The following is a 19,577-nucleotide window of genomic DNA, read 5'->3' on the forward strand; positions in this document are numbered from 1 at the left end:
GTCCCGCAGGGATGACGGACCGGACCCTCGATCTCGGCGGCCTGCAGGCCCTGCTGGAGCGCGTGCGCGGGCTGAAGGCCGCCTGCGTCGGCGACCTGATGCTGGACCGCTATGTCTATGGCGAGGTCACGCGCATCTCGCCGGAGGCGCCGATCCCGGTGCTCGCCACCCGGCGGCGCACGGCCATGCCGGGCGGAGTCGGCAATGTGGCCCGCAACGTCGCGGCCTTGGGCGGAATCGCCCGGCTGGGCGCCGTGGCCGGCCGCGACGCCGCCGGCGACGAGTTGGCCGCCCTGATCGCCGCCGAGCCGGGGGTCGAGGACGTGGTGGAGCGCCGCGACGGCGTGGCCACCATCGTCAAGACCCGCTTCGTTGCCGGCGGCCAGCAGCTGCTTCGTCTCGACGAGGAGGCGCCGGCGGTGATGGGCGAGGGAAGCGAAGCGTTTTCAGGCACCTCCGTCATTCTTCTGTCGGACTATGCGAAGGGCGTGGTCAGCGACCTGCTGATCGGCGAGGCGCTGGCGGCGGCCGAGGCCGGCGGGGCGCCGGTGATCGTCGATCCCAAGGGCCGCGACTTCGCCCGCTACGGGGCCGTGGACCTGATCAAGCCGAACGCCAGCGAACTGGCGGGGGCGACCGGCCTGCCGGTGGGGACCGACGCGGAGGTCGAGGCGGCGCTGAAGGCCCTCCTGGCGGCGACGACGGCGAAGGCGGTCGTGGTCACCCGGGCCGGCAAGGGCATGAGCCTGATGCGCCGCGGCGGACCGGCGCAGCACTTCCCCGGCCGGGCGCGCGAGGTGTTCGACGTCTCCGGCGCGGGCGACACCAGCCTGGCCGCCCTGGGGCTGGCGCTCGGCGCCGGCGCCTCGCTGGAGACCGCGGTGCAGTTCGCCATCCTGGCTTCGGGCGTGGTGGTCGGAAAGGCGGGTACGGCCGTCGTCACGCCCGCCGAACTGATCGACGCCGAGCTGAGCCAGCACGCCGCCGGGGCCCACGCCAAGGTCATGCCGCTTGAGGAGCTGGCCCATGTGGTCGAGGGCTGGAAGCGGCAGGGGCTGAAGGTCGGCTTCACCAACGGCTGTTTCGACATCCTGCACCGCGGCCACGTGGCCTATCTGGCCCAGGCGCGGTCGTGGTGCGACCGGCTGGTGGTGGCGCTGAACACCGACGCCTCGGTGCGGCGGCTGAAGGGCGAAGGGCGGCCGATCAACGATCTGGACAGCCGCGCCGTGGTCATCGGCGGACTGGCCAGCGTCGACCGGGTGACCAGCTTCGACGATCCGACGCCGCTGGCCCTGATCGAGCGGCTGCGGCCCGACGTGCTGATCAAGGGCGCGGATTACACCCGGGAGGGGGTGGTCGGCGGCGACCTGGTGGAGAGCTGGGGCGGAGAGGTGAAGCTGGCGACGTTCGAGGACGGCTTCTCCACCACCCGGACGATCGAGCGGATGAAGGACAGCTGATGGCGCGGCGGATGATCGTGGTGACCGGCGGGGCCGGCTTCATCGGCTCCAACATCGTCGCGCGTCTTTGCGCCGAGGGACGGCGGGACGTAGTCGTCTGCGACCGGCTGGAGGACGCGGCCTCGGGCAAGTGGCGGAACATCGCCAAACACCCGATCGCCGACTTCTGGCAACCGGAGGAGATGTTCGGCCAGCTGGAGCGCCACGCCGACCGGGTCGAGGCCGTGGTCCACATGGGGGCGATCTCCTCGACCACCGAGCCGGACGCGGACCTGATCCTGCGCACCAACTTCACCCTGTCGCGCGACCTGTGGGACTGGTGCGCCCTGCGCGACGCGCGGCTGGTGTACGCCTCCTCGGCGGCCACCTATGGAGATGGGGAAGAAGGCTTTGAGGACGCCGACGATCTTGAGAGCCTGTCGCGGCTTAAGCCGCTAAACGCCTACGGCTACTCGAAATACCTGTTTGACCAATACGCCGCAAGACAGGCCGACGAGGGGCATGCGCCCAGCCAGTGGGCGGGGCTGAAGTTCTTCAACGTCTACGGCCCGAACGAGTATCACAAGGGCGGGATGAAGTCGGTCGTGGCCCAGATCTGGCCGAAGGTGGCGGCGGACGAGCCGGTGACCCTGTTCCGCTCGCACAACCCGGCCTACGCCGACGGCGGCCAGATGCGCGACTTCGTCTTCGTCGACGACGTCGTCGACATCGTCGACTGGCTGCTGGAGACCCCGGCGGTTTCGGGCGTGTTCAACGCCGGCTCGGGCCAGGCGCGGTCCTTCCTCGACCTGGCCAACGCCACCTTCGCGGCGGCGGGCAAGTCGCCGAAGGTCGAGTACGTCGATACGCCGCTGTCGATCCGGGACAAGTACCAGTACTTCACCGAGGCGCGGATGGAGCGGATCCGGGCGGCCGGCTGGTCCGGCCAGTCGACGCCGCTGGAGGAGGGGGTCCGGCGCTATGTGCAGGATTTCCTGATGCAGGCGGACCCGTACCGGTGAGGCCGCCGCGGCTGACCTTCCGCCAGTGGGTCGGCTGGGCCGGCTTCGCCCTGGTGTTCCTGCTGACCGCCGCCACGGCGGTGTGGCGGGGCGACATCCTGCGCGCTGGACTGGACCCGCAGGTGCCGTTCCAGACCTATGCGCCGCCGCCGGCGCCGGATTACGGGAAACCTGCGGCGTGGGTGCTGCGCGACGCCCGCGCGCCGGGCGCCGGGGACGCGGCGGTCTTCTTCGTCCATTCGACCACCTACGAGGGCGGGCGGCACTGGAACGGGCCGGTGGGAACCGCCAAGGGCGAGCGGTGGCTGCGCGAGGTGGTGATCCCGAACTACGCCGGGCCGTTCGCCCGGGCCGGGTCGGTCAGCGCGCCGCGCTACCGGCAGGCCAGCCTGTACACCCGGCTGACCCTGCGCGAGGACGCCCGCGACGCCCGCGCCTTCGCCTACCGGGACGTGGTCGCGGCCTTCGAGGCCTGGCTGGAGCGCCACCCGGACGGGCCGATCGTGCTGGCGGGGGTCGAACAGGGCGGGGAGCTGGTCGAACGGCTGGTCCGCGAGCGGGTGGCGGACGATCCCGCGCTGCGCGCGCGGCTCGCCGGTGTCTATCTGATGGACGTGGTGGTCGCCGCCGACGGGCTCTCGCCGGCCGTTCCGGCCTGCCAGCGGCGCGACCAGGCCGGCTGCGTGGTGGCCTTCTCCCCGGTCGGCGAGGGCAACGACGGCGCGGCGCGGCGCCGCCTGCGGCGGGCGCTGGTCTGGGACGAGCGGGGCCGGCTGGTGGATCTGGACGGTCGCACGCCGGTCTGCGTCAACCCGCTCACCGGCGCGACGGGAACGGCCCCCGCCGGCGCGCGGGCGCACCGGGGCGCGACCAATGCGACGGGTCTGGAATGGGGCGCCCACCCGGCGCTGATGACGCGCGAGGTGGCGGCGCAGTGTCGCGACGGCCTGCTGCGCCACACAGAGCCCCGGCTGGAGTCCTTCCGCGAGAGCGGGAGCTGGGCGGACCGGCGAAAATCACGGCCGTACAACCTGTTCTACGGTGATCTTGAGGCGGACGTGGAGGCCCGGCTGGCGGCCTGGCGCGCCCGCGGGCCGGCCTAGTCCACACCGGGCCGATCGTTGCGCCAGTCGAACAGGGCCTCCAGCACCTTCACCGCCTCGCCGCGCGGCGAAGCCAGGTCAGGGTCGCGGGCCAGCACCAGCCGCGCGTCGTCGGCGGCGGCGAGCAGCAGGTCGCGGTGCCGGACCGGATCGGCGAAGCGGTAGGCGGGGAAGCCGCTCTGCTTCAGGCCCAGGGGATCGCCGCCGCCGCGGAGCCGGAAGTCCTCCTCGGCGATCTCGAAGCCGTCCTCGGTGCGCCGCAGGGTCTCCAGCCGCACCCGGGCCGTCTCGCCCAGCCCCTCGTCGCCGCCGCCGTACAGCAGCAGGCAGGTGCTGGCCTTGCCGCCGCGGCCGACGCGGCCGCGCAGCTGGTGCAGCTGGGCGAGGCCGAAGCGGTCGGCGTGCTCGATCACCATGATCGAGGCGTTGGGCACGTCGACGCCGACCTCGACCACGGTCGTGGCGACCAGCAGCGGGGTGCGGCCGTCGGCGAAGTCGGCCATCACCGCCTCCCGCTCGGCGCCGGCCATCTGTCCGTGGGCGAGGCCGACCTCGACCCCGAGCAGCCGGCGCAGGTCGGCGGCGCGGGCCTCGGCGGCGGCGAGGTCGGAGGCCTCGCTTTCAGCCACCAGAGGGCAGATCCAGTAGGCCTGGGCGCCGCTGTCGAGCGCCGCCTTCAGCCGCTTCGCCACCTCGCCGATCCGCGCCAGCGGCACCACGGCGGTCGTCACCGGGGTGCGGCCGGGCGGCTTCTCCGTCAGGCGCGAGACGTCGAGCTCGCCGTACTGGGTCAGCTCCAGGGTGCGCGGGATCGGGGTGGCGGACATGGTCAGCAGGTGCACGCCGCCGGTGCGCGGGTCGCCCTTGGCCTGCAGGCGCTGGCGCTCGTTGACCCCGAAGCGGTGCTGCTCGTCGATGACCGCCAGGCCCAGCCGATCGAAGCGCACGGCGTCCTGGAACAGGGCGTGGGTGCCGATGGCGATCTTCGCCTCGCCGGCGGCGAGGGCGGCCAGCCGCGGCCGGCGCTCGGCGGGGGTGTCGCGGCCGGTGAGCAGGATCGTCGGCGCCCCGGCCGCCTCCAGCATCGGCCCGAGCCGCTGGAAATGCTGGCGGGCGAGAATCTCGGTGGGGGCCATCAGCGCGGCCTGGAAGCCGGAGGCGGCGGCGTCGGCCAGCGCCAGGGCGGCCACCGCGGTCTTGCCCGAGCCCACGTCGCCCTGCAGCAGCCGGCCCATCTGCTCGCCCGAGGCCAGGTCGCCGCGGATTTCCGCGATCGCCTGCGACTGGGCGCCGGTGAGGGCGAAGGGCAGGGCGGCGAGCAGCCGCGCGGAGGCCTCGCCCGGCCGGATCACCGGGGCGGGCGTGATCTGGCGGGCGCGGCGGCGGCGGGCCAGCGCCAGCTGGTGGGCGAACAGCTCGTCGAAGGCGAGCCGCTGACGGGCGGGGGCGTCCGGCTCGAGATCCGGCTCGCCGGTCGGGGCGTGCAGCTGGCCGAGGGCGGCGCGCCAGCCCGGCCATCGCCGCCGCGCCAGCCAGGCCGTGTCCTGCCACTCCGGCAGCTCGGCGGCGTGGGGCAGGGCGGCCTGCACCAGCTTGCGCACCTGGCGCGAGGACAGGCCCTGGGTGGCCGGGTAGACCGGCTCCACCGCAGCGATGTCGCCGGCCTCCTCGAGCCGGAACACGTCCGGATGGACGATCTGCACCTCGTTGTTGAAGCGCTCGACCTTGCCCGAGACGATTCGCTTCTGCCCGCGCGGCAGGAGCCGGTCGATGTGCTGGGCCGAGCCGCCGAACCAGATCAGATGGACGAAGCCGGTGTCGTCCGAGGCCCGCACCTTGATCGGCGCGCCCGGCTTGTGCGGCACGATCAGCCGGTCGACCACCACCTCGAACTGGCCGGTCAGACCCTCGACCGCCCCGGCGGCGGTCATCGGCCGGCGCACGACCACCCCGGAGGGGGCGAGGAACAGCAGGTCGCGCACCAGCGGCCCGGCCAGTTTCTGGACGAGCGGCAGCACGCGCGGGCCGACGCCCTTCAGCGTCTCCACGCCGGCGAACAGCGGAAAGAGAATCTGCGGCCGCATGGGCGGCAGCATAGCTGGCGGCGAGCGGTCTGGAACGCTATCTGCGGCCTGACATTGAAGTGCGCTGGCGCTCGTCGCGCGCTTCCGGACCGATCAACCGGGCAAGGATCCTTGTGGCCGATACGAACGCGCGTGCGAACGAGACCCGACAGGCCCGGCTGGGCCGCATCGCCTTCCGGGCGTGGCGGCGCGGCTTCCGCGAGGCCGACCTGGTGCTGGGCCCGTTCGCGGAGCAGGTCGCCCCGACCCTCGACGATGACGGGCTCGACGCCTTCGAGGCCCTGCTGATGGAGGACGACGATCACGCCCTCTACGCCTGGATCCTCCAGACCGCCCCCACCCCGCCGGAGCACGACGGACCCGTGATGCAGAAGATCCGCGCCTTCATGGCCGAACACGTCGCCGCCGAAGTGGCGAAGGGGGTCGGCTGATGGACGGTTCAACGCCGAAGCGCGACGACCGGGTCCTCGGCGGGGCGCCGGAGGGGCTGGACGCCCTGACCGTCGCCGGACGGCTGCAGGCCGACGGCGGCGTGGGCCTGTTCGTCGCCCGCGACTTCGCGCGCATGGGCGAGTTCCTGCAGGCGTTCCGCTTCTTCGCCGGAGACGTTGAAGTTCTGGAGTTTCCGGCCTGGGACTGCCTGCCCTACGACCGGTTGAGCCCGACCTCGGGCGTTTCGGCCCAGCGCATGGCCGCCCTGACGGCGCTGGCCCGGCGTGAGGCCGGCGACAGCCGGCCGTTGCTGGTCGTCACCACGGTGAGCGCCGCCATGCAGCGGACGCCGCCGCGCGAGGTCACCTGCGGGGCGGGCTTCGAGACCACGGTGGGGCTGGATCTCGATACCGCGGCGCTGGAGCGGTATTTCGCCGCCAACGGCTATGTGCGCGCCTCGACCGTGTCGGAACGGGGCGAGTTCGCCGTGCGCGGCGGGGTGGTGGACGTCTTCCCGCCAGGCTTCGAGGAGCCGGTGCGGCTGGACATGTTCGGCTCGGAGCTGGAGTCGATCCGCACCTTCGACCCCGACACCCAGCGGTCGACCGGGCAGATGACCAGCGTCTCGCTGGCCCCGGTGTCGGAGGTCCTGCTGGACCCGGAGAGCATCTCCCGCTTCCGGACCGGCTATCTCAATCTGTTCGGCGCCCCGGGCGAGGACGCGATGTACGCCGCGGTCAGCGAGGGCGCGCGGCGGCAGGGGGTGGAGCACTGGTTGCCGCTGTTCCACGAGCGGCTGGAGACCCTGTTCGACTACCTGCCGGAGGACGCCCGAATCTTCCTCGACAACCAGGTCGAGGCGGCGCGCGCGGAGCGGTGGAACCTGAGCGAGGACGCCTGGGAGGCGCGCCGCGAGGCGGCCCGGGGCAAGGGCGGCACGGCCTGGCGCGCGCTGCCGCCGGACCGGCTGTACCTGCCGGAGGCGGACTGGAATTCGGCCCTGGCCGGGCGCGACGTGCGCCGCTTCTCGCCCCTCCAGGGGGAGGGCGAGAACGCCGGCGGCCGCCTGGGCCGCACCTTCGCGGCCGAACGGGCCCAGGACAGCGTCAACCTGTTCGAGGCGGTGGCGCGGCACGCCGAGGCGGTGAAGGCCGCCGGCAAGCGGGTGCTGTTCGCCTCGTGGACCGAGGGCTCGTCGGAGCGGCTGGCCTCGATGCTGGCCGATCACGGCCTGCCGCACGTGGTGGCGGTGCGCGACTGGGCCGACGTGCAGGCGGCGCCGGAGGGGCTGTTCCTGCGGGGCGTGCTGCCGGTGGAGCACGGCTTCGAGACCGAGGAGGTGGCGGTCATCTCGGAGACCGACATCCTCGGCGACCGGCTGGCGCGGCCGCGCAAGAAGCGCCGGGCGTCGAACTTCCTCGCCGAGGCCTCGGCCCTGACCGCCGGGGATCTGGTGGTCCACCTCGACCACGGCATCGGCCGCTACGAGGGGCTGAAGACGCTCGAGATCCAGGAGGCGCCGCACGACTGCCTCGAACTGCTCTACGCCGGCGAGAGCAAGCTGTACCTGCCGGTCGAGAACATCGACCTGCTGACCCGCTACGGGACCGACTCCGACGGGGTGCAGCTGGACCGGCTGGGCGGGGCGGGCTGGCAGGCGCGCAAGGCTAAGGCCAAGGAGCGGCTGCGCGCCATGGCCGAGGGCCTTATCGCCCTGGCCGCCAAGCGGGCGCTGCGCCGGACCGACGCGGTCGAGCCGCCGCACGGCCTGTTCGACGAGTTCTGCGCCCGCTTCCCCTACGAGGAGACGGACGATCAGCTGAACGCCATCGCCGACGTGCTGGAGGACCTCGGCAAGGGCACGCCGATGGACCGGCTGATCTGCGGCGACGTCGGCTTCGGCAAGACGGAGGTGGCGCTGCGCGCCGCCTTCGTGGTGGCCATGAGCGGTCAGCAGGTGGCCGTGGTCTGCCCCACGACACTGCTGGCGCGGCAGCACTTCAAGACCTTCAGCGAGCGCTTCGCCGGCTGGCCGGTCAAGGTCCGCCACCTGTCCCGCATGGTGACGGCGAAGGACGCGGCCGAGACCCGCGCCGGGCTGAAGGACGGCAGCTTCGAGATCGTCGTCGGCACCCACGCGGTGCTGAGTGAGCAGGTCGGCTTCAAGGACCTGGGCCTCGTCATCGTCGACGAGGAGCAGCACTTCGGGGTCAAGCACAAGGAGAAGCTGAAGACCCTGCGCGCCGACGTGCACCTGCTGACCCTGACGGCGACGCCCATCCCCCGCACCCTGCAGATGGCGCTGTCGGGCATCCGCGAGATGTCGATCATCGCCACCCCGCCGGTCGACCGGCTGGCGGTGCGGACCTATGTGACGCCGTGGGACCCGGTGCTGGTGCGCGAGGCCCTGCTGCGCGAGAAGTATCGCGGCGGCCAGGCCTACTACGTCGCGCCGCGGCTCAAGGACCTGCCGGACATCGAGCGCTTCCTGCGGGAACAGGTGCCCGAGGTGAAGTTCGTCGTCGGCCACGGCCAGATGTCGGCGACCCAGCTGGAAGACGTGATGAGCGCCTTCTACGACGGCCAGTACGACGTGCTGGTCTCGACCACCATCGTCGAGAGCGGGCTGGACATCCCGACCGCCAACACCCTGATCGTGCACCGCGCCGACATGTTCGGCCTGGCCCAGCTGTACCAGATCCGCGGCCGGGTCGGCCGGGCCAAGGCCCGCGCCTTCGCCTATCTGACCACGCCGCCGGACAAGCCGATGAGCCTGTCGGCCGAGCGGCGGCTGCAGGTGCTGCAGTCGCTGGACAACCTGGGCGCCGGCTTCCAGCTGGCCAGCCACGACCTCGACCAGCGCGGCGGCGGCAACCTGCTCGGCGACGAGCAGTCGGGCCACATCCGCGAGGTGGGCGTGGAGCTGTACCAGCAGATGCTGGAGGACGCCGTCGCCAGCCTGAAGGCGGAAGGCGAGGGGGCGGAGATCGACCGCGGCTGGTCGCCGGCCATCAACGTCGGCGCGGCGGTCCTGATTCCCGAGGATTACGTCCCGGACCTCAACGTTCGCCTGAGCCTCTATCGTCGCCTTTCGGACGCCGAGAACAGCGAGAGCCGCGAGGCCCTCGCGGCCGAGCTGATCGATCGCTTCGGCCCGCTGCCGGACGAGGCGAAGCAGCTGCTGCGCATCGTCGGCATCAAGGCTGACTGCAAGACGGCCTGCATCGAGCGGATCGACGTCGGGCCCAAGGGCGCGGTGCTGACCCTGCGCGACAACGCCTTCCCCAACCCGGCGGGTCTGGTCGGCCTGATCCAGAAGAACCACGCCTTCTGGAAGATCCGGCCGGACCAGAAGATCGTGGTCAAGGGCGACTGGGACACGGCCGAGGACCGGCTGAAGGTGGCCGAGCGGATCACCGCCGACCTCGCCCGGGTGGCGCGGGCCGGCTAGCGCCCGATGTCGGCGTGGGCCCGTTCGAGGACGACGGCGGGCGATTCGCCGGCGGCGACCTCGGCCACGCCGACCTCGAACTCGACCACGAACGGCGACTGGTCCGGTCCGGCGTCGAAGGCGGTGCAGCCGATCACCGCGGCGATGCGGTCGGCGGCGATGCGGGCGGCGGGACCGCGGGTGGCGGGCAGGGCCAGGGCGAAGACGTCGGACGAGAGCCGCGCGGCGGTGTCCTCGGTGCGGATCAGGCGCGAGACCATGGCCCCGACCTGGGGCAGGGCGCGATCGAGCCAGCCGCCCTGCCGCGCCGCGACCACGGCGGGGGTGTCGGCCACGCGCAGCACGGCCACCGACAGCGGCCGGCGGCGCAGCCGGGCGCCCTCGGCGACCCGCGCCAGGTGTCCGGCGAACAGCTCGGCGGTGAACAGGCCGGTGGCGGGGTCGGTCAGGCCGGAGCCGCGGGCGCCTTCCAGGGTCCGGCGGATGGCCACATGCCGGCGATGGGCGCGGGCGAGGTCGACCACCCGCTCAGCCGTCTCCTCCTCCGCCGTGTCGGCGGCGGCGACGTCGGCGAAGCCCCGGTTGTAGAGCTCCGACAGGTTTATCTCCGCCGCCCCGCGCAGGTAGAGCACCACGGGCACGTGGTAGAGGCGGGTGTTCCGCTTCATCCCGGAGGCGATCGAGAGGGCGGGCGCGTGGTCGTCGGCGCCCCAGAGCACGGCGGCGTCGAACGGGCGCTCGTGCAGGTAGTCAAAGGCCGTATAGGGCGTGGGAGCGGCCACCACGTCGCAGCCGCGCTCGGAGAGGGCGTTGGACAGCGCCAGGAAGCGGCGGTCGGGCTTGCCGGCGGCGAGCACCCGCAGCGGGGTGACGTCCGGCTCGGGCGTCGGCAGCGGCTCGCCGCGCGCTGCGAAGGTCGCCTCGCGGAGATGGACCTCCTCCTCGGCGATGGCGCTGCGGACCAGGTGCTCGAGCCGCAGGGCGGCCTGCGCCGGGTGGGGCGGCGACGACATGGCGATCTCCGCCAGCCCCTCCGCCCAGCCGGTCGCCGCCGGCCCCACCGCCAGCACCGGCAGCCGTCGCGGCGACGTCACCTGGCGCAGCGCCGTCACGCCCGCGTCGGCGTCCGGCAGACGGGAATCGAGCACCACCGCCTCCAGCGGCCAGTCGATCAGCACCTGCAGGCCCCCGGCCAGGGAGCGGGCGGTGACGGTGCGCCAGCCGAGGGCGTCGAGCCCCTGACACAGGGGACCGATCAGGTCGTCGTCCGGCGCGACGACCAGGATGCGCGGATCGGATGCCAAGGACAGGTCTCTCCAGCCGTCCAGCCCCCCGGACGGTCCTCATGGCCGCAGACCATAGCGACCCGCCCCGCGGCGAGGCAACCGGGCAGGAGCGATTGTCGCGTCGGGCGGCGATGCGGTTCCCTCACGGCCCGTTTCGGCCTAGGAAGGCAGCGGTCAGGGGCGGTCGGGGAACCGGATTGGACGCAGCATCGGAACGCAAGGCCGCCGCGCGCGGGCCCGACCCCAGGTTCTGGGGGCGGCTGGCGACCCGGGCCTTCGCCCGCAGCTGGGGCCGCGACGTGATGCTCTACACGGGCGGCGTCTCCTTCTTCGCCCTGCTGGCCGTCTTCCCCGCCATCGCCATCCTGATCGGCTTCTACAAGGCGGTGCTGAGCATCGGCCAGGTCAGCGCCCAGGCCGCGGCCCTCGCCGACGTCATGCCCTACGCCGCCCGCGCCATCTTCCTGCAGGAGATCGAACGCCTGGCCAACGCCTCGGCCGGCACCGTCTCGACCCAGAGCTTCCTCGCCCTGGTGATCGGCGGCTATGCGGCCCATCGCGGCTTCAAGGCGCTGCTCGCCGGCCTGAACCTGATCCATGACGAGACCGAGCCGCACGGCTTCTTCCGCTTCAACCTGCTGGCCTTCTTCGTGGCCCTGTTCGCCTTCGCCCTGTTCACCGTGGTCTCGGGCGCGGTCGTCACCTCGCGCCTGCTGGCCCACGCCGGCCCGGGCGAGGGTTCGGGCGGGCTGCCGCTGAACGGCGTGTGGCCGGCGCTCGGCCTCGCGGTCGGCCTGACGCTGCTCTACCGCTACGCCATGTCCCACCGCACGCCGGTGGCCTGGGTTCCGGCGATCACCGGCGGGGTCATCGCCACCCTGTTCTCGACCATCTCCTCGTGGCTGTGCGCCATCTACGTCGAGCAGATCGCGCCGCTGGGCGCGACCTACGGCTCCGTCGGCGCCGTGGTGGTGCTGCTCATCTGGCTGTCGTGGAACGTGAACGCCATCTTCTACGGCGGCGCCTTCGCCACCGAGATGGAGATCGCCGACCGCGCCCGGGCGGCCCCCGACCTGCCGGAGCCGGCGGAGGCGGGCTCGGAGCGGGTGGTCAGCCTGTCGGCGCGGCGGGCGTCTCGACCGCGATAGACAGCACGCCGTCGCTTTCGTCGACGGAGACGACGCGGCCGCCGAGCTGATCCATCAGGAAGGGCACGTCGATCCGCGCCATCGGGTCGGTGGCCAGCAGGGTCAGGCGCGCGCCCGGGGGCGCGGCGCGCATCGCCTTCTGCAGCTTCAGGCTCGGCGTCGGGCAGCGGTGGCCGCGGGCGTCGACGATCATGCGCCGATCCGCCCGAGCAGGAGCCGCAGGGCGACCCGCACGCTCTCCAGCCGCACCGCCTCGCGGCCGAGGTCGCCGAACCGGTGTTCCGCGTGGACGACGCCGGCGGGTCCGGCGGCGGCGAAGTGGACCAGGCCGACGGGCTTGGCGTCCGATCCGCCGCCCGGGCCGGCGATGCCCGTCACGGCCACGGACAGCTGCGCCGCCGAGTGGCGGATCGCGCCCTCCGCCATGGCCCGGGCCACGGCCTCCGAGACCGCTCCCTCGGCCTCGATCAGGCCGGCGGGGACGCCGAGCATGCCGGCCTTGGCGGCGTTGCTGTAGGTGACGAAGCCGCGGTCGACGACGGCCGAAGAGCCCGCCACGGCGGTGAGGGCGGCCGAGACCAGGCCGCCGGTGCAGCTCTCGGCGCAGGCGACGGCGAGCCCGGCCGAAGCGGCCGCGCCGACCACCTCACGGGCGAGGATCTGGATGTCGTCGGGGAACATGCACGGCCCTTTCCGAACCGGCGGCGAGTCACGCTAGGCTGGCGACGGCCGGATCGACGGCATCATACGGGGCGGGCATGAGCGAGACCACCATCGACACGGCGTCCGCAGCGCCCGCCGACCGGCTGACGCCGCTCCTGTTCGCCCTCGCGATCTTCACCTCGGCCTCGCTGGTCTTCGTGGTCCAGCCCATGGTGACCAAGCTGATCCTGCCGATGCTGGGCGGCTCGCCGGCGGTGTGGAACACGGCGATGGTGTTCTTCCAGGCGGCGCTGCTCGTCGGCTACGGCTACGCCCACCTGCTGCAGCGGATCGGCTCGATCCGGGCCCAGGTCGGCGTGCACCTCGGCCTGCTGGCGCTGGCCGCCCTGTTCCTGCCGCTGCGGGTCAGCGGCCTGCTCGGCGATCCCGACCCGGCCGCGCCGATCCTCTGGCTGCTGTCGACCCTGGCCCTGTCCGTCGGCGCGCCGTTCGCCGTCCTGTCGGCCACCGCGCCGCTGCTGCAGGCCTGGTACGCGCGGGTGCGGGCCGGCCACGCGGACGGGCGCAATCCCTACGTCCTCTACGCCGCCTCCAACCTCGGCAGCTTCCTCGCCCTGCTGTCCTATCCCGCCCTGATCGAGCCCCTGGCCGCCCTGTCGGGCCAGCGCTGGGGCTGGACCGCGGGCTACGTCGCCTTCGGGCTGATGATCGTGGCGCTGGCCCTCGTCGTATGGCGCCGCCGGCTGGACCGGAGCGCGGAGCCTGCGCCGCTGGCCCGCTCGGCGGCCATTCCGTGGCGCGAGAAGGGGGTGCTGGTGCTGCTCGCCGCCGCGCCCTCCAGCCTGATGCTGGGCGTCACCGCCCACCTGTCGACCGACGTCGCCTCGGCGCCCTTCCTGTGGGTCATTCCGCTGGCGCTGTATCTGCTGACCTTCGTCATCGCCTTCCAGAACCGGCCGTGGATCCCCCTGTCGGTCACCCTCGCGGTGCAGGCGGCGGTGGGCGCGGTCGTGGTGCTGATCGTCGCCTTCCGCTCGGCGAGCTGGGGCATGGCCTTCGGCATCCATCTGGTCGCCTTCTTCTTCGCCGCCCTGATGTGCCACCAGCTGCTCGCGGCCCGGCGGCCGCCCCCGGACCGGCTGACGGAATTCTACCTTCTGCTGTCGCTCGGCGGCGTGGTCGGCGGCGCCTTCACCGCCCTGCTGGCGCCGGTGATCTTCAACATGGTCTGGGAGTACCCGCTGGTGCTGGTGCTGGTCGGCCTGGCGCGGCCGTGGGGGCGCGGACCGCTGACCCGGGCGCAGACGGCGCTGCTGCTCGCCGCCGCCGTGGTCGCCCTCGCGCCGGTGCTGCTTTCGCTGTGGCTGAACGCCAACGACGGGGCCCGCGGGCGCTTCTACGAGCTGTTCCCCGGCGGCATGGGACAGCTGGCGATGATCATGCTGATCCCGGCGGCGATCTGCGCCTTCCTGGTGCGCGGCCGCGCCCCGGCCTTCACCGCCGCGCTGCTGATGATCACCCTGTCGGCCCAGTGGATCGCCCGCGGCTACGACTGGAGCCTGTCCGAGCGCAGCTTCTTCGGCGTGATGCGCGTCGCCAATGCGCCCGATCCGCGGATGGGCGGGGACGTGCACGTGCTGATGCATGGCACCACCCTGCACGGCGCCCAGGCCCGCAACGAGCTGAACGAGTGCGCTCCCACGCTCTACTACAACACCGCCACCCCGATCGGTCAGTCGGCCCTGATGGTCCAGCGGCGCGGCCCGGCCCGCATCGGCGTGGTCGGGCAGGGCTCGGGGGCGATGGCGGCCTACAAGCGGGCGGAGGACCGGCTGACCTTCTTCGAGATCGATCCGATGGTCGACCGGCTGTCGCGCGACCCGCAGTGGTTCAGCTACATCTCGGCCTGCGCCGAGGGACCGGTCGACACCGTGCTGGGCGACGCCCGGCTGACGCTCGCCGACCAGCCGGCGGGCAGCTACGACCTGCTGATCATCGACGCCTTCTCCTCGGATGCGGTGCCCACCCACCTGCTGACCCGCGAGGCCGTGGCCGGCTATCTGCGGCTGCTGAAGCCGGAGGGGGTGGTGCTGCTGCACCTCTCCAACCGCAACCTGGAGATCACCCTGCCGGCCATCGCCGCGGCGCAGGAGCTGGGCGTCCCGGTCCTGCATCAGATCTACTACGAAAGCGGCGCGGCGCCGGACATGGCCGAGGCCTCGACCGAGGCGGTCGTGCTCGGGCGGAGCGAGGCGGCGCTCGCCGACTTCCGCGCCGATCCGCGCTGGAAGGCGACGCGGCGCACCGGGATCCGGGCGTGGAGCGACGACTATGTGAACCTGTTCGGCGCCCTGTGGCGCAGCTGGTTCCCGCCGCCGGAGCGGCCGTTCTAGAGCGGGGCGGGCAGGTCGACGGTGGCGACGGCCTGGGCGGCCAGGCCCTCGCCGCGGCCGGTGAAGCCCAGTCCCTCGGTCGTCGTAGCCTTGACGCTGACCGCGTCGAGCGGAAGCGCCAGCAGGCCGGCCAGGCGCTCGCGCATGGCTTGACGGTGCGGCTTCACCTTCGGCCGCTCGCAGATCAGGGTCACGTCAACGTTGATCAGGCGGCCGCCGCGGGCGCGCAGGCGCTCCACCGCATGGGCCAGGAAGCGGTCGGAGGCGGCGCCCTTCCACTGCGGGTCGTCGGGCGGGAAGTGGTCGCCGATGTCGCCGTCGCCCATGGCCCCGAGGATCGCATCGGTGAGGGCGTGCAGGCCGGCGTCGGCGTCGGAATGGCCGATCAGGGTCCGGTCGTGCGGGATCTCGACGCCGCACAGCCAGACCGCGTCGCCCGGTCCCCATCGGTGCACGTCGAAGCCGGAGCCGGTCCGGGTCTGGCGCGGGATCAGGGCCTCGGCCATGGCGAAATCCTCGGGGAAGGTGAGCTTGAGCAGACGGGGGTCGCCGTCGACGAGGCGGACCCGCCCGCCGGCGCGCTGCACCACGGTCGCCTCGTCCGTGGCGGCTTCGCCCTGCGGCCAGGCGGCGTAGGCCCCGACGAGGGTCTCCAGCCGGAAGGCCTGGGGGGTCTGGGCCCGCCACAGGCCGTCGCGGCCGACGGGCCCGGCGACGAAGCCGTCCTCGCCGCGGCGGAGGCTGTCGGCGACGGCCAGGGCGGGGAGGGCGCCGTCGGCCTCCCCGAGGGCGGCGAGGCAACGGGCGATCACGGCGCGGGAGAGCAGCGGGCGGGCGGCGTCGTGGACGAGCACCGGCCGGCCGCCGGGGCCGCCCAGGGCCGCAAGGCCGTTGCGCACGGAGTCCGCGCGCTCGGCGCCGCCGGGGGCGAGCCGCCAGCCGGAGAGTCCGGCCAGCGCCGCGGAGGCCTCGGCCTCGGCGTCGGGGGGGACCACCACCACCACCTCGTCGGCGCCGGCGTCGATCAGGGCCCCCACCGACCAGCGGATCACCGGCCGCCCGCCCAGCGGACGCCACTGCTTGGCCCCGCCGGCGCGCGATCCGGAACCGGCGGCGACCACCACGGCGGCGAAGGCGGGGAGGGGCGAGGTCATCGCCGGCCTTCTAATCGCCGCGGTTGCGCTTGACGAGAGGCGCGTCGGTCGGCGGTAAGGACGGATGAGCCCAGGACTCCAGATCGGCGAGGTGCACGTGCCCGGCCGGGTGCTGACCGCGCCCATGACCGGCATCACCGACCTGCCGTTTCGCCAGCTCGCCTCGCGGCTGGGCGCGGCCTATGTGGCGACCGAGATGGTGGCGGCGGCCGAGCTGGCGCGGGCCCGGCCGGACGTGGTGCGCCGCGCCGCGGTCGGCGAGGGGCTGCCGCTGACGGTGATCCAGCTGGTGGGCGGGGATCCGGCGGCCATCGCCGAGGGGGCCCGCATGGCCGAGCGGGCCGGCGCCGACATCGTCGACCTGAACTTCGGCTGCCCGGCCAAGGAGGTCACCGGCGCCGCCTGCGGCTCGGCCCTGATGCGCACGCCGGACCTGGCCTGCCGCATCATGGAGGCCGCGGTGGCCGCCACCTCACGCCCGGTGACGGTCAAGATGCGTCTCGGCTGGGACGACGCCTCGCGGAACGCGGCCGATCTGGCGCGACGGGCGGAGGCGCTCGGCGTGAAGGCGGTGACCGTGCACGGGCGCACGCGGCAGCAGTTCTACACCGGCCGGGCCGACTGGGCGGCGGTGCGCGAGGTGAAGGCGGCGGTGGGCGTGCCGGTGATCGTCAACGGCGACATCCTGACGGCCGAAGACGCGCGCGCGGCGCTGGAACGGTCCGGGGCCGACGCCCTGATGCTGGGGCGCGGCGTGTACGGGCGGCCGTGGCTGGCGGCGCACCTGGAGCGGGCGCTGGCGGACGGGACGGTGCTGCGGGAGCCGGACCGGGTCGAGCGGCTGGCCATCGTCGTCGAGCACCTGCGGGCCTCGGTGGCCTTCTACGGCCTGCCGCTGGGGCTGAAGATGTTCCGCAAGCATCTCGGCTGGTACGTCGAACAGGCGCCGTGGCCGGCCGACGCGGCGGACCGTCGGGCGGCCAAGGCGCGACTGTGCCGGCTGGAGACGCCCGGCGAGGTCGAGGCGGCGTTGGCGGAGCTGTGGCGGCCGGTGACGCTTTCTGGCAACTCTGCTGTTGATATCGGGCCACAGTTGGCGGAAGCTGCGGAGGCATGACGGACACGCCCGCCGCCGACCACGCGCCTGAGCCGCCCCGCCGCGGGGCGGCGCGCTGGTTCGCCGGCTGGTCGGAGGATCGCCGCCGCAACGTCTTCCTCGCCGCCTACGCCCTCGCCTTCCTGGTCAGCGGCGCGGCCATCTGGCTGCTGGCCACGGCCCCGGGCGCGAGCGGCGACGGGGCGCGGGAGTCGTCCAGCCGCGCGGTGCTGGCGGTGCTGGGATTCAACCTGCTGCTGATCGGCGGCCTGGCGGTCGTCATCGGCCGGCGCGTGCTCGTGCTGGTGCGCCGGCGCACCCACGCCGGCGCGCGGCTGCACCTGCGCTTCGTCACCCTGTTCTCGCTGGTGGCGCTGGTGCCCGCCGTGGCCATCGCCCTCGTCTTCGGCGTGCTGGTCAACCGCGGCGTGGACCAGTGGTTCAGCGGCAATGTGCAGGCGGCGGTCGACAACGGCGCCCTGATCGGCGAAGCCTACCTCGCCGACGTCTCCGGCGAGATGGACGGGGACCTGGGCGTCATCGCCGAGCAACTGGGCGGGGTGCGCGGCCTGTTCGGCCAGCGCATCCAGTTCTCGGACGCCCTGACCCAGATCGCCGACCTGTTCGGCTACCCCGCCGTCTATGTGCTCGGCCCCGCCGGCGAGGTGCTGGCCAGCGGCGAGACGGCGGGGGCGCCCCCCTACGTCGCCCCGCCGCGCGCCGTGCTGGAGGCGGCGGCGGAGGGCGGCGAGCCGCCGCAGCAGGTCACGGAGAACCCCGACGCGGTCCGCTCGCTGATGGCCCTGCCGGGCTATGGCGAGGCCTACCTCTACCTCGTCCGGCCGTTGCAGCCGGGCCTCATCGCGCAGATGCGCAACGCCGAGCAGTCGATCGTCGCCTATCGCGAGGCGCGGGAGAGCCGGGACCGCATCCAGGCCGCCTTCGCCCTCAGCTATTTCGAGACCGCCCTGCTGGTGCTGGTCGGCGCCGTCTGGCTGGGGATGTCGGCCGCCAGCGCCATCTCCGCGCCCATCGGCCGGCTGGTGGAGGCCGCGGACCGCGCCGCCGCCGGCGATCTGTCGGCCCGGGTGGACGACCGGGAGGGGCCGGGCGAGATCCAGACCCTGTCCGCCGCCTTCAACCGGATGACCGGCGACCTCGAGGCCCAGCAGGGGGCGCTGCGGGCCGCGAGCGAGGAAGCGCAGGCGCGCACGGTGTTCATCGAGACGGTGCTGTCGGGGGTGTCGGCCGGGGTGATCGGGGTCGATCGCCGCCGGCGCGTCTCGGCCATCAACGACAGCGCGGTCGAGCTGCTGGCCATACCTGACGCCGAGATCATCGGCCGGCCGCTGGGCGAGGTGTCGCCCGAGCTGAGCGAGCTGGCGGGGCGGGCCGAGGCCCACATCGAGGAGGAGATCGACGTCAGCCGCGGCGGCGAGACCCGCCGGCTGCGCGTGCGCATCGAGGGCGGTCTGGGCGGCGAGATGGTGCTGACCTTCGACGACATCACCCGCCTGGTCACCGCCCAGCGCAACGCCGCCTGGCGCGACGTCGCCCGGCGCATCGCCCACGAGATCAAGAACCCGCTGACCCCGATCCAGCTGTCGGCCGAGCGGCTGCGCCGCCGCTACCGCAAGCAGGTGGGGGATGACGTGGAGGTGTTCGATCGCTGCACCGAGACCATCATCCGCCAGGTCGGCGACATCGGCCGGATGGTGGACGAGTTCTCGTCCTTCGCCCGCATGCCGGCGCCCCGTTTCACCGTCGAGGATCCGGCCGAGCTGCTGCGCGAGGCGGTGTTCGCCCAGCGCGTGGCGGCGCCCGACGTCGGGGTGGAGCTGGTCGAGCCGCTGCCGCGGGCGGTGCTGCACGCGGACGGCCGCATGGTCGGCCAGGCCCTGACCAACATCCTCAAGAACGCCGGGGAGGCAGTGGCGGCCCGGCGCGAGGCGGACCCCCGACCGACCGACGGCGCGCGGCCGGGCATTTCGGCCCGCCTGACGGTCGAGGACGGCCAGGCGGTGTTCGAGGTCGAGGACGACGGTCCCGGCCTGCCGGCGCGCGACCGCGACCGGCTCACCGAACCCTATGTGACCACGCGCGAGAAGGGCACCGGCCTCGGCCTGGCCATCGTCAAGCGCATCTGCGAGGAGCACGGCGGCGAGCTGAAGCTGGCCGACGCCGAGACCCTCTCCGGCGCGCGCGTGTGTCTGATCTTCCCCCTGAAGGCGGCCCCGGCGGCCGGGAGCAAGGGCGCTGCGGCGCCGGCGCCCCCGGCGCGCGCGGCCGCGCAATAGCGAGGC

At 73.5% G+C, this 19,577-nt stretch carries 14 protein-coding genes; 9 read left to right on the forward strand and 5 right to left on the reverse strand.

All coding sequences use genetic code 11. The features are described from left to right. Positions 1 to 11: 11 nt before the first annotated feature. Genes rfaE2 through H2038_RS00795 form a run of 3 tightly spaced genes read left to right on the forward strand, consistent with a single transcriptional unit; the run spans position 12 to position 3,567 of the window. Positions 12 to 1,463, forward strand: coding sequence for a D-glycero-beta-D-manno-heptose 1-phosphate adenylyltransferase (rfaE2, locus tag H2038_RS00785; protein ID WP_292108546.1), 1,452 nt, complete (start codon positions 12 to 14; stop codon positions 1,461 to 1,463). After that, positions 1,463 to 2,464 (forward strand): ADP-glyceromanno-heptose 6-epimerase, encoded by a 1,002-nt coding sequence (gene rfaD / locus H2038_RS00790; protein WP_292108547.1) that lies wholly within the window; start codon positions 1,463 to 1,465, stop codon positions 2,462 to 2,464. Before rfaE2 ends, rfaD begins: the two co-directional genes overlap by 1 nt. Continuing rightward, positions 2,461 to 3,567 carry a DUF3089 domain-containing protein gene (locus tag H2038_RS00795; RefSeq protein ID WP_292108548.1) on the forward strand — a complete coding sequence of 369 codons (1,107 nt, stop codon included), beginning with the start codon at positions 2,461 to 2,463 and terminating at the stop codon, positions 3,565 to 3,567. Before rfaD ends, H2038_RS00795 begins: the two co-directional genes overlap by 4 nt. On the opposite strand, the gene recG is transcribed toward H2038_RS00795, so the two are convergent. Next, entirely contained in the window at positions 3,564 to 5,651 is a 2,088-nt protein-coding gene (recG, locus tag H2038_RS00800) for an ATP-dependent DNA helicase RecG (RefSeq protein ID WP_292108549.1), read from the reverse strand. The genes H2038_RS00795 and recG overlap by 4 nt on opposite strands. 113 nt (positions 5,652 to 5,764) lie before the next feature. Here recG and H2038_RS00805 point away from each other — a divergent pair, with 113 nt between their 5' ends. Continuing rightward, entirely contained in the window at positions 5,765 to 6,082 is a 318-nt protein-coding gene (locus tag H2038_RS00805; RefSeq protein ID WP_292108550.1) for a succinate dehydrogenase assembly factor 2, read from the forward strand. Next, a complete protein-coding gene (gene mfd / locus H2038_RS00810) occupies positions 6,082 to 9,534 on the forward strand; it encodes a transcription-repair coupling factor (RefSeq protein WP_292108551.1) in 3,453 nt (1,150 codons plus the stop codon). Before H2038_RS00805 ends, mfd begins: the two co-directional genes overlap by 1 nt. Here the strand turns inward: mfd and H2038_RS00815 are convergent. Next, the gene (locus H2038_RS00815; protein ID WP_292108552.1) at positions 9,531 to 10,838 is read right to left on the reverse strand and encodes a diguanylate cyclase; all 1,308 of its coding nucleotides are present in this window, start codon (positions 10,836 to 10,838) and stop codon (positions 9,531 to 9,533) included. The genes mfd and H2038_RS00815 overlap by 4 nt on opposite strands. Positions 10,839 to 11,017: 179 nt before the next feature. Here H2038_RS00815 and H2038_RS00820 point away from each other — a divergent pair, with 179 nt between their 5' ends. Further along, positions 11,018 to 11,968, forward strand: a complete 951-nt coding sequence (locus tag H2038_RS00820) for a YihY/virulence factor BrkB family protein (protein WP_292108553.1) — start codon at positions 11,018 to 11,020, stop codon at positions 11,966 to 11,968. On the opposite strand, the gene H2038_RS00825 is transcribed toward H2038_RS00820, so the two are convergent. Both H2038_RS00825 and H2038_RS00830 read right to left on the reverse strand, forming a co-directional pair. Further along, positions 11,931 to 12,161, reverse strand: a complete 231-nt coding sequence (locus H2038_RS00825) for a sulfurtransferase TusA family protein (protein WP_292108554.1) — start codon at positions 12,159 to 12,161, stop codon at positions 11,931 to 11,933. The two genes, H2038_RS00820 and H2038_RS00825, sit on opposite strands and share 38 nt — an antisense overlap. Next, entirely contained in the window at positions 12,158 to 12,649 is a 492-nt protein-coding gene (locus H2038_RS00830; protein ID WP_292108555.1) for a CinA family protein, read from the reverse strand. Before H2038_RS00830 ends, H2038_RS00825 begins: the two co-directional genes overlap by 4 nt. 77 nt (positions 12,650 to 12,726) lie before the next feature. Here H2038_RS00830 and H2038_RS00835 point away from each other — a divergent pair, with 77 nt between their 5' ends. Beyond that, positions 12,727 to 15,024: a spermidine synthase gene (locus tag H2038_RS00835; RefSeq protein ID WP_292108556.1), complete on the forward strand. Its 2,298-nt coding sequence runs from the start codon at positions 12,727 to 12,729 to the stop codon at positions 15,022 to 15,024. On the opposite strand, the gene H2038_RS00840 is transcribed toward H2038_RS00835, so the two are convergent. Further along, complete coding sequence (locus tag H2038_RS00840; RefSeq protein ID WP_292108557.1) at positions 15,021 to 16,178, reverse strand: bifunctional 2-C-methyl-D-erythritol 4-phosphate cytidylyltransferase/2-C-methyl-D-erythritol 2,4-cyclodiphosphate synthase; 1,158 nt, start codon at positions 16,176 to 16,178, stop codon at positions 15,021 to 15,023. The genes H2038_RS00835 and H2038_RS00840 overlap by 4 nt on opposite strands. Before the next feature lie 64 nt (positions 16,179 to 16,242). Between H2038_RS00840 and dusB the strand changes: the two genes are divergently transcribed. Next, entirely contained in the window at positions 16,243 to 17,295 is a 1,053-nt protein-coding gene (gene dusB / locus H2038_RS00845) for a tRNA dihydrouridine synthase DusB (RefSeq protein ID WP_292108558.1), read from the forward strand. Then, positions 17,292 to 19,571, forward strand: coding sequence for a PAS domain-containing sensor histidine kinase (locus H2038_RS00850; protein WP_292108559.1), 2,280 nt, complete (start codon positions 17,292 to 17,294; stop codon positions 19,569 to 19,571). The genes dusB and H2038_RS00850 overlap by 4 nt, the downstream gene beginning before the upstream one ends. Positions 19,572 to 19,577 lie beyond the last annotated feature (6 nt).

The sequence above is a fragment of the Brevundimonas sp. genome, from assembly GCF_013912005.1.
Lineage (GTDB): Bacteria > Pseudomonadota > Alphaproteobacteria > Caulobacterales > Caulobacteraceae > Brevundimonas.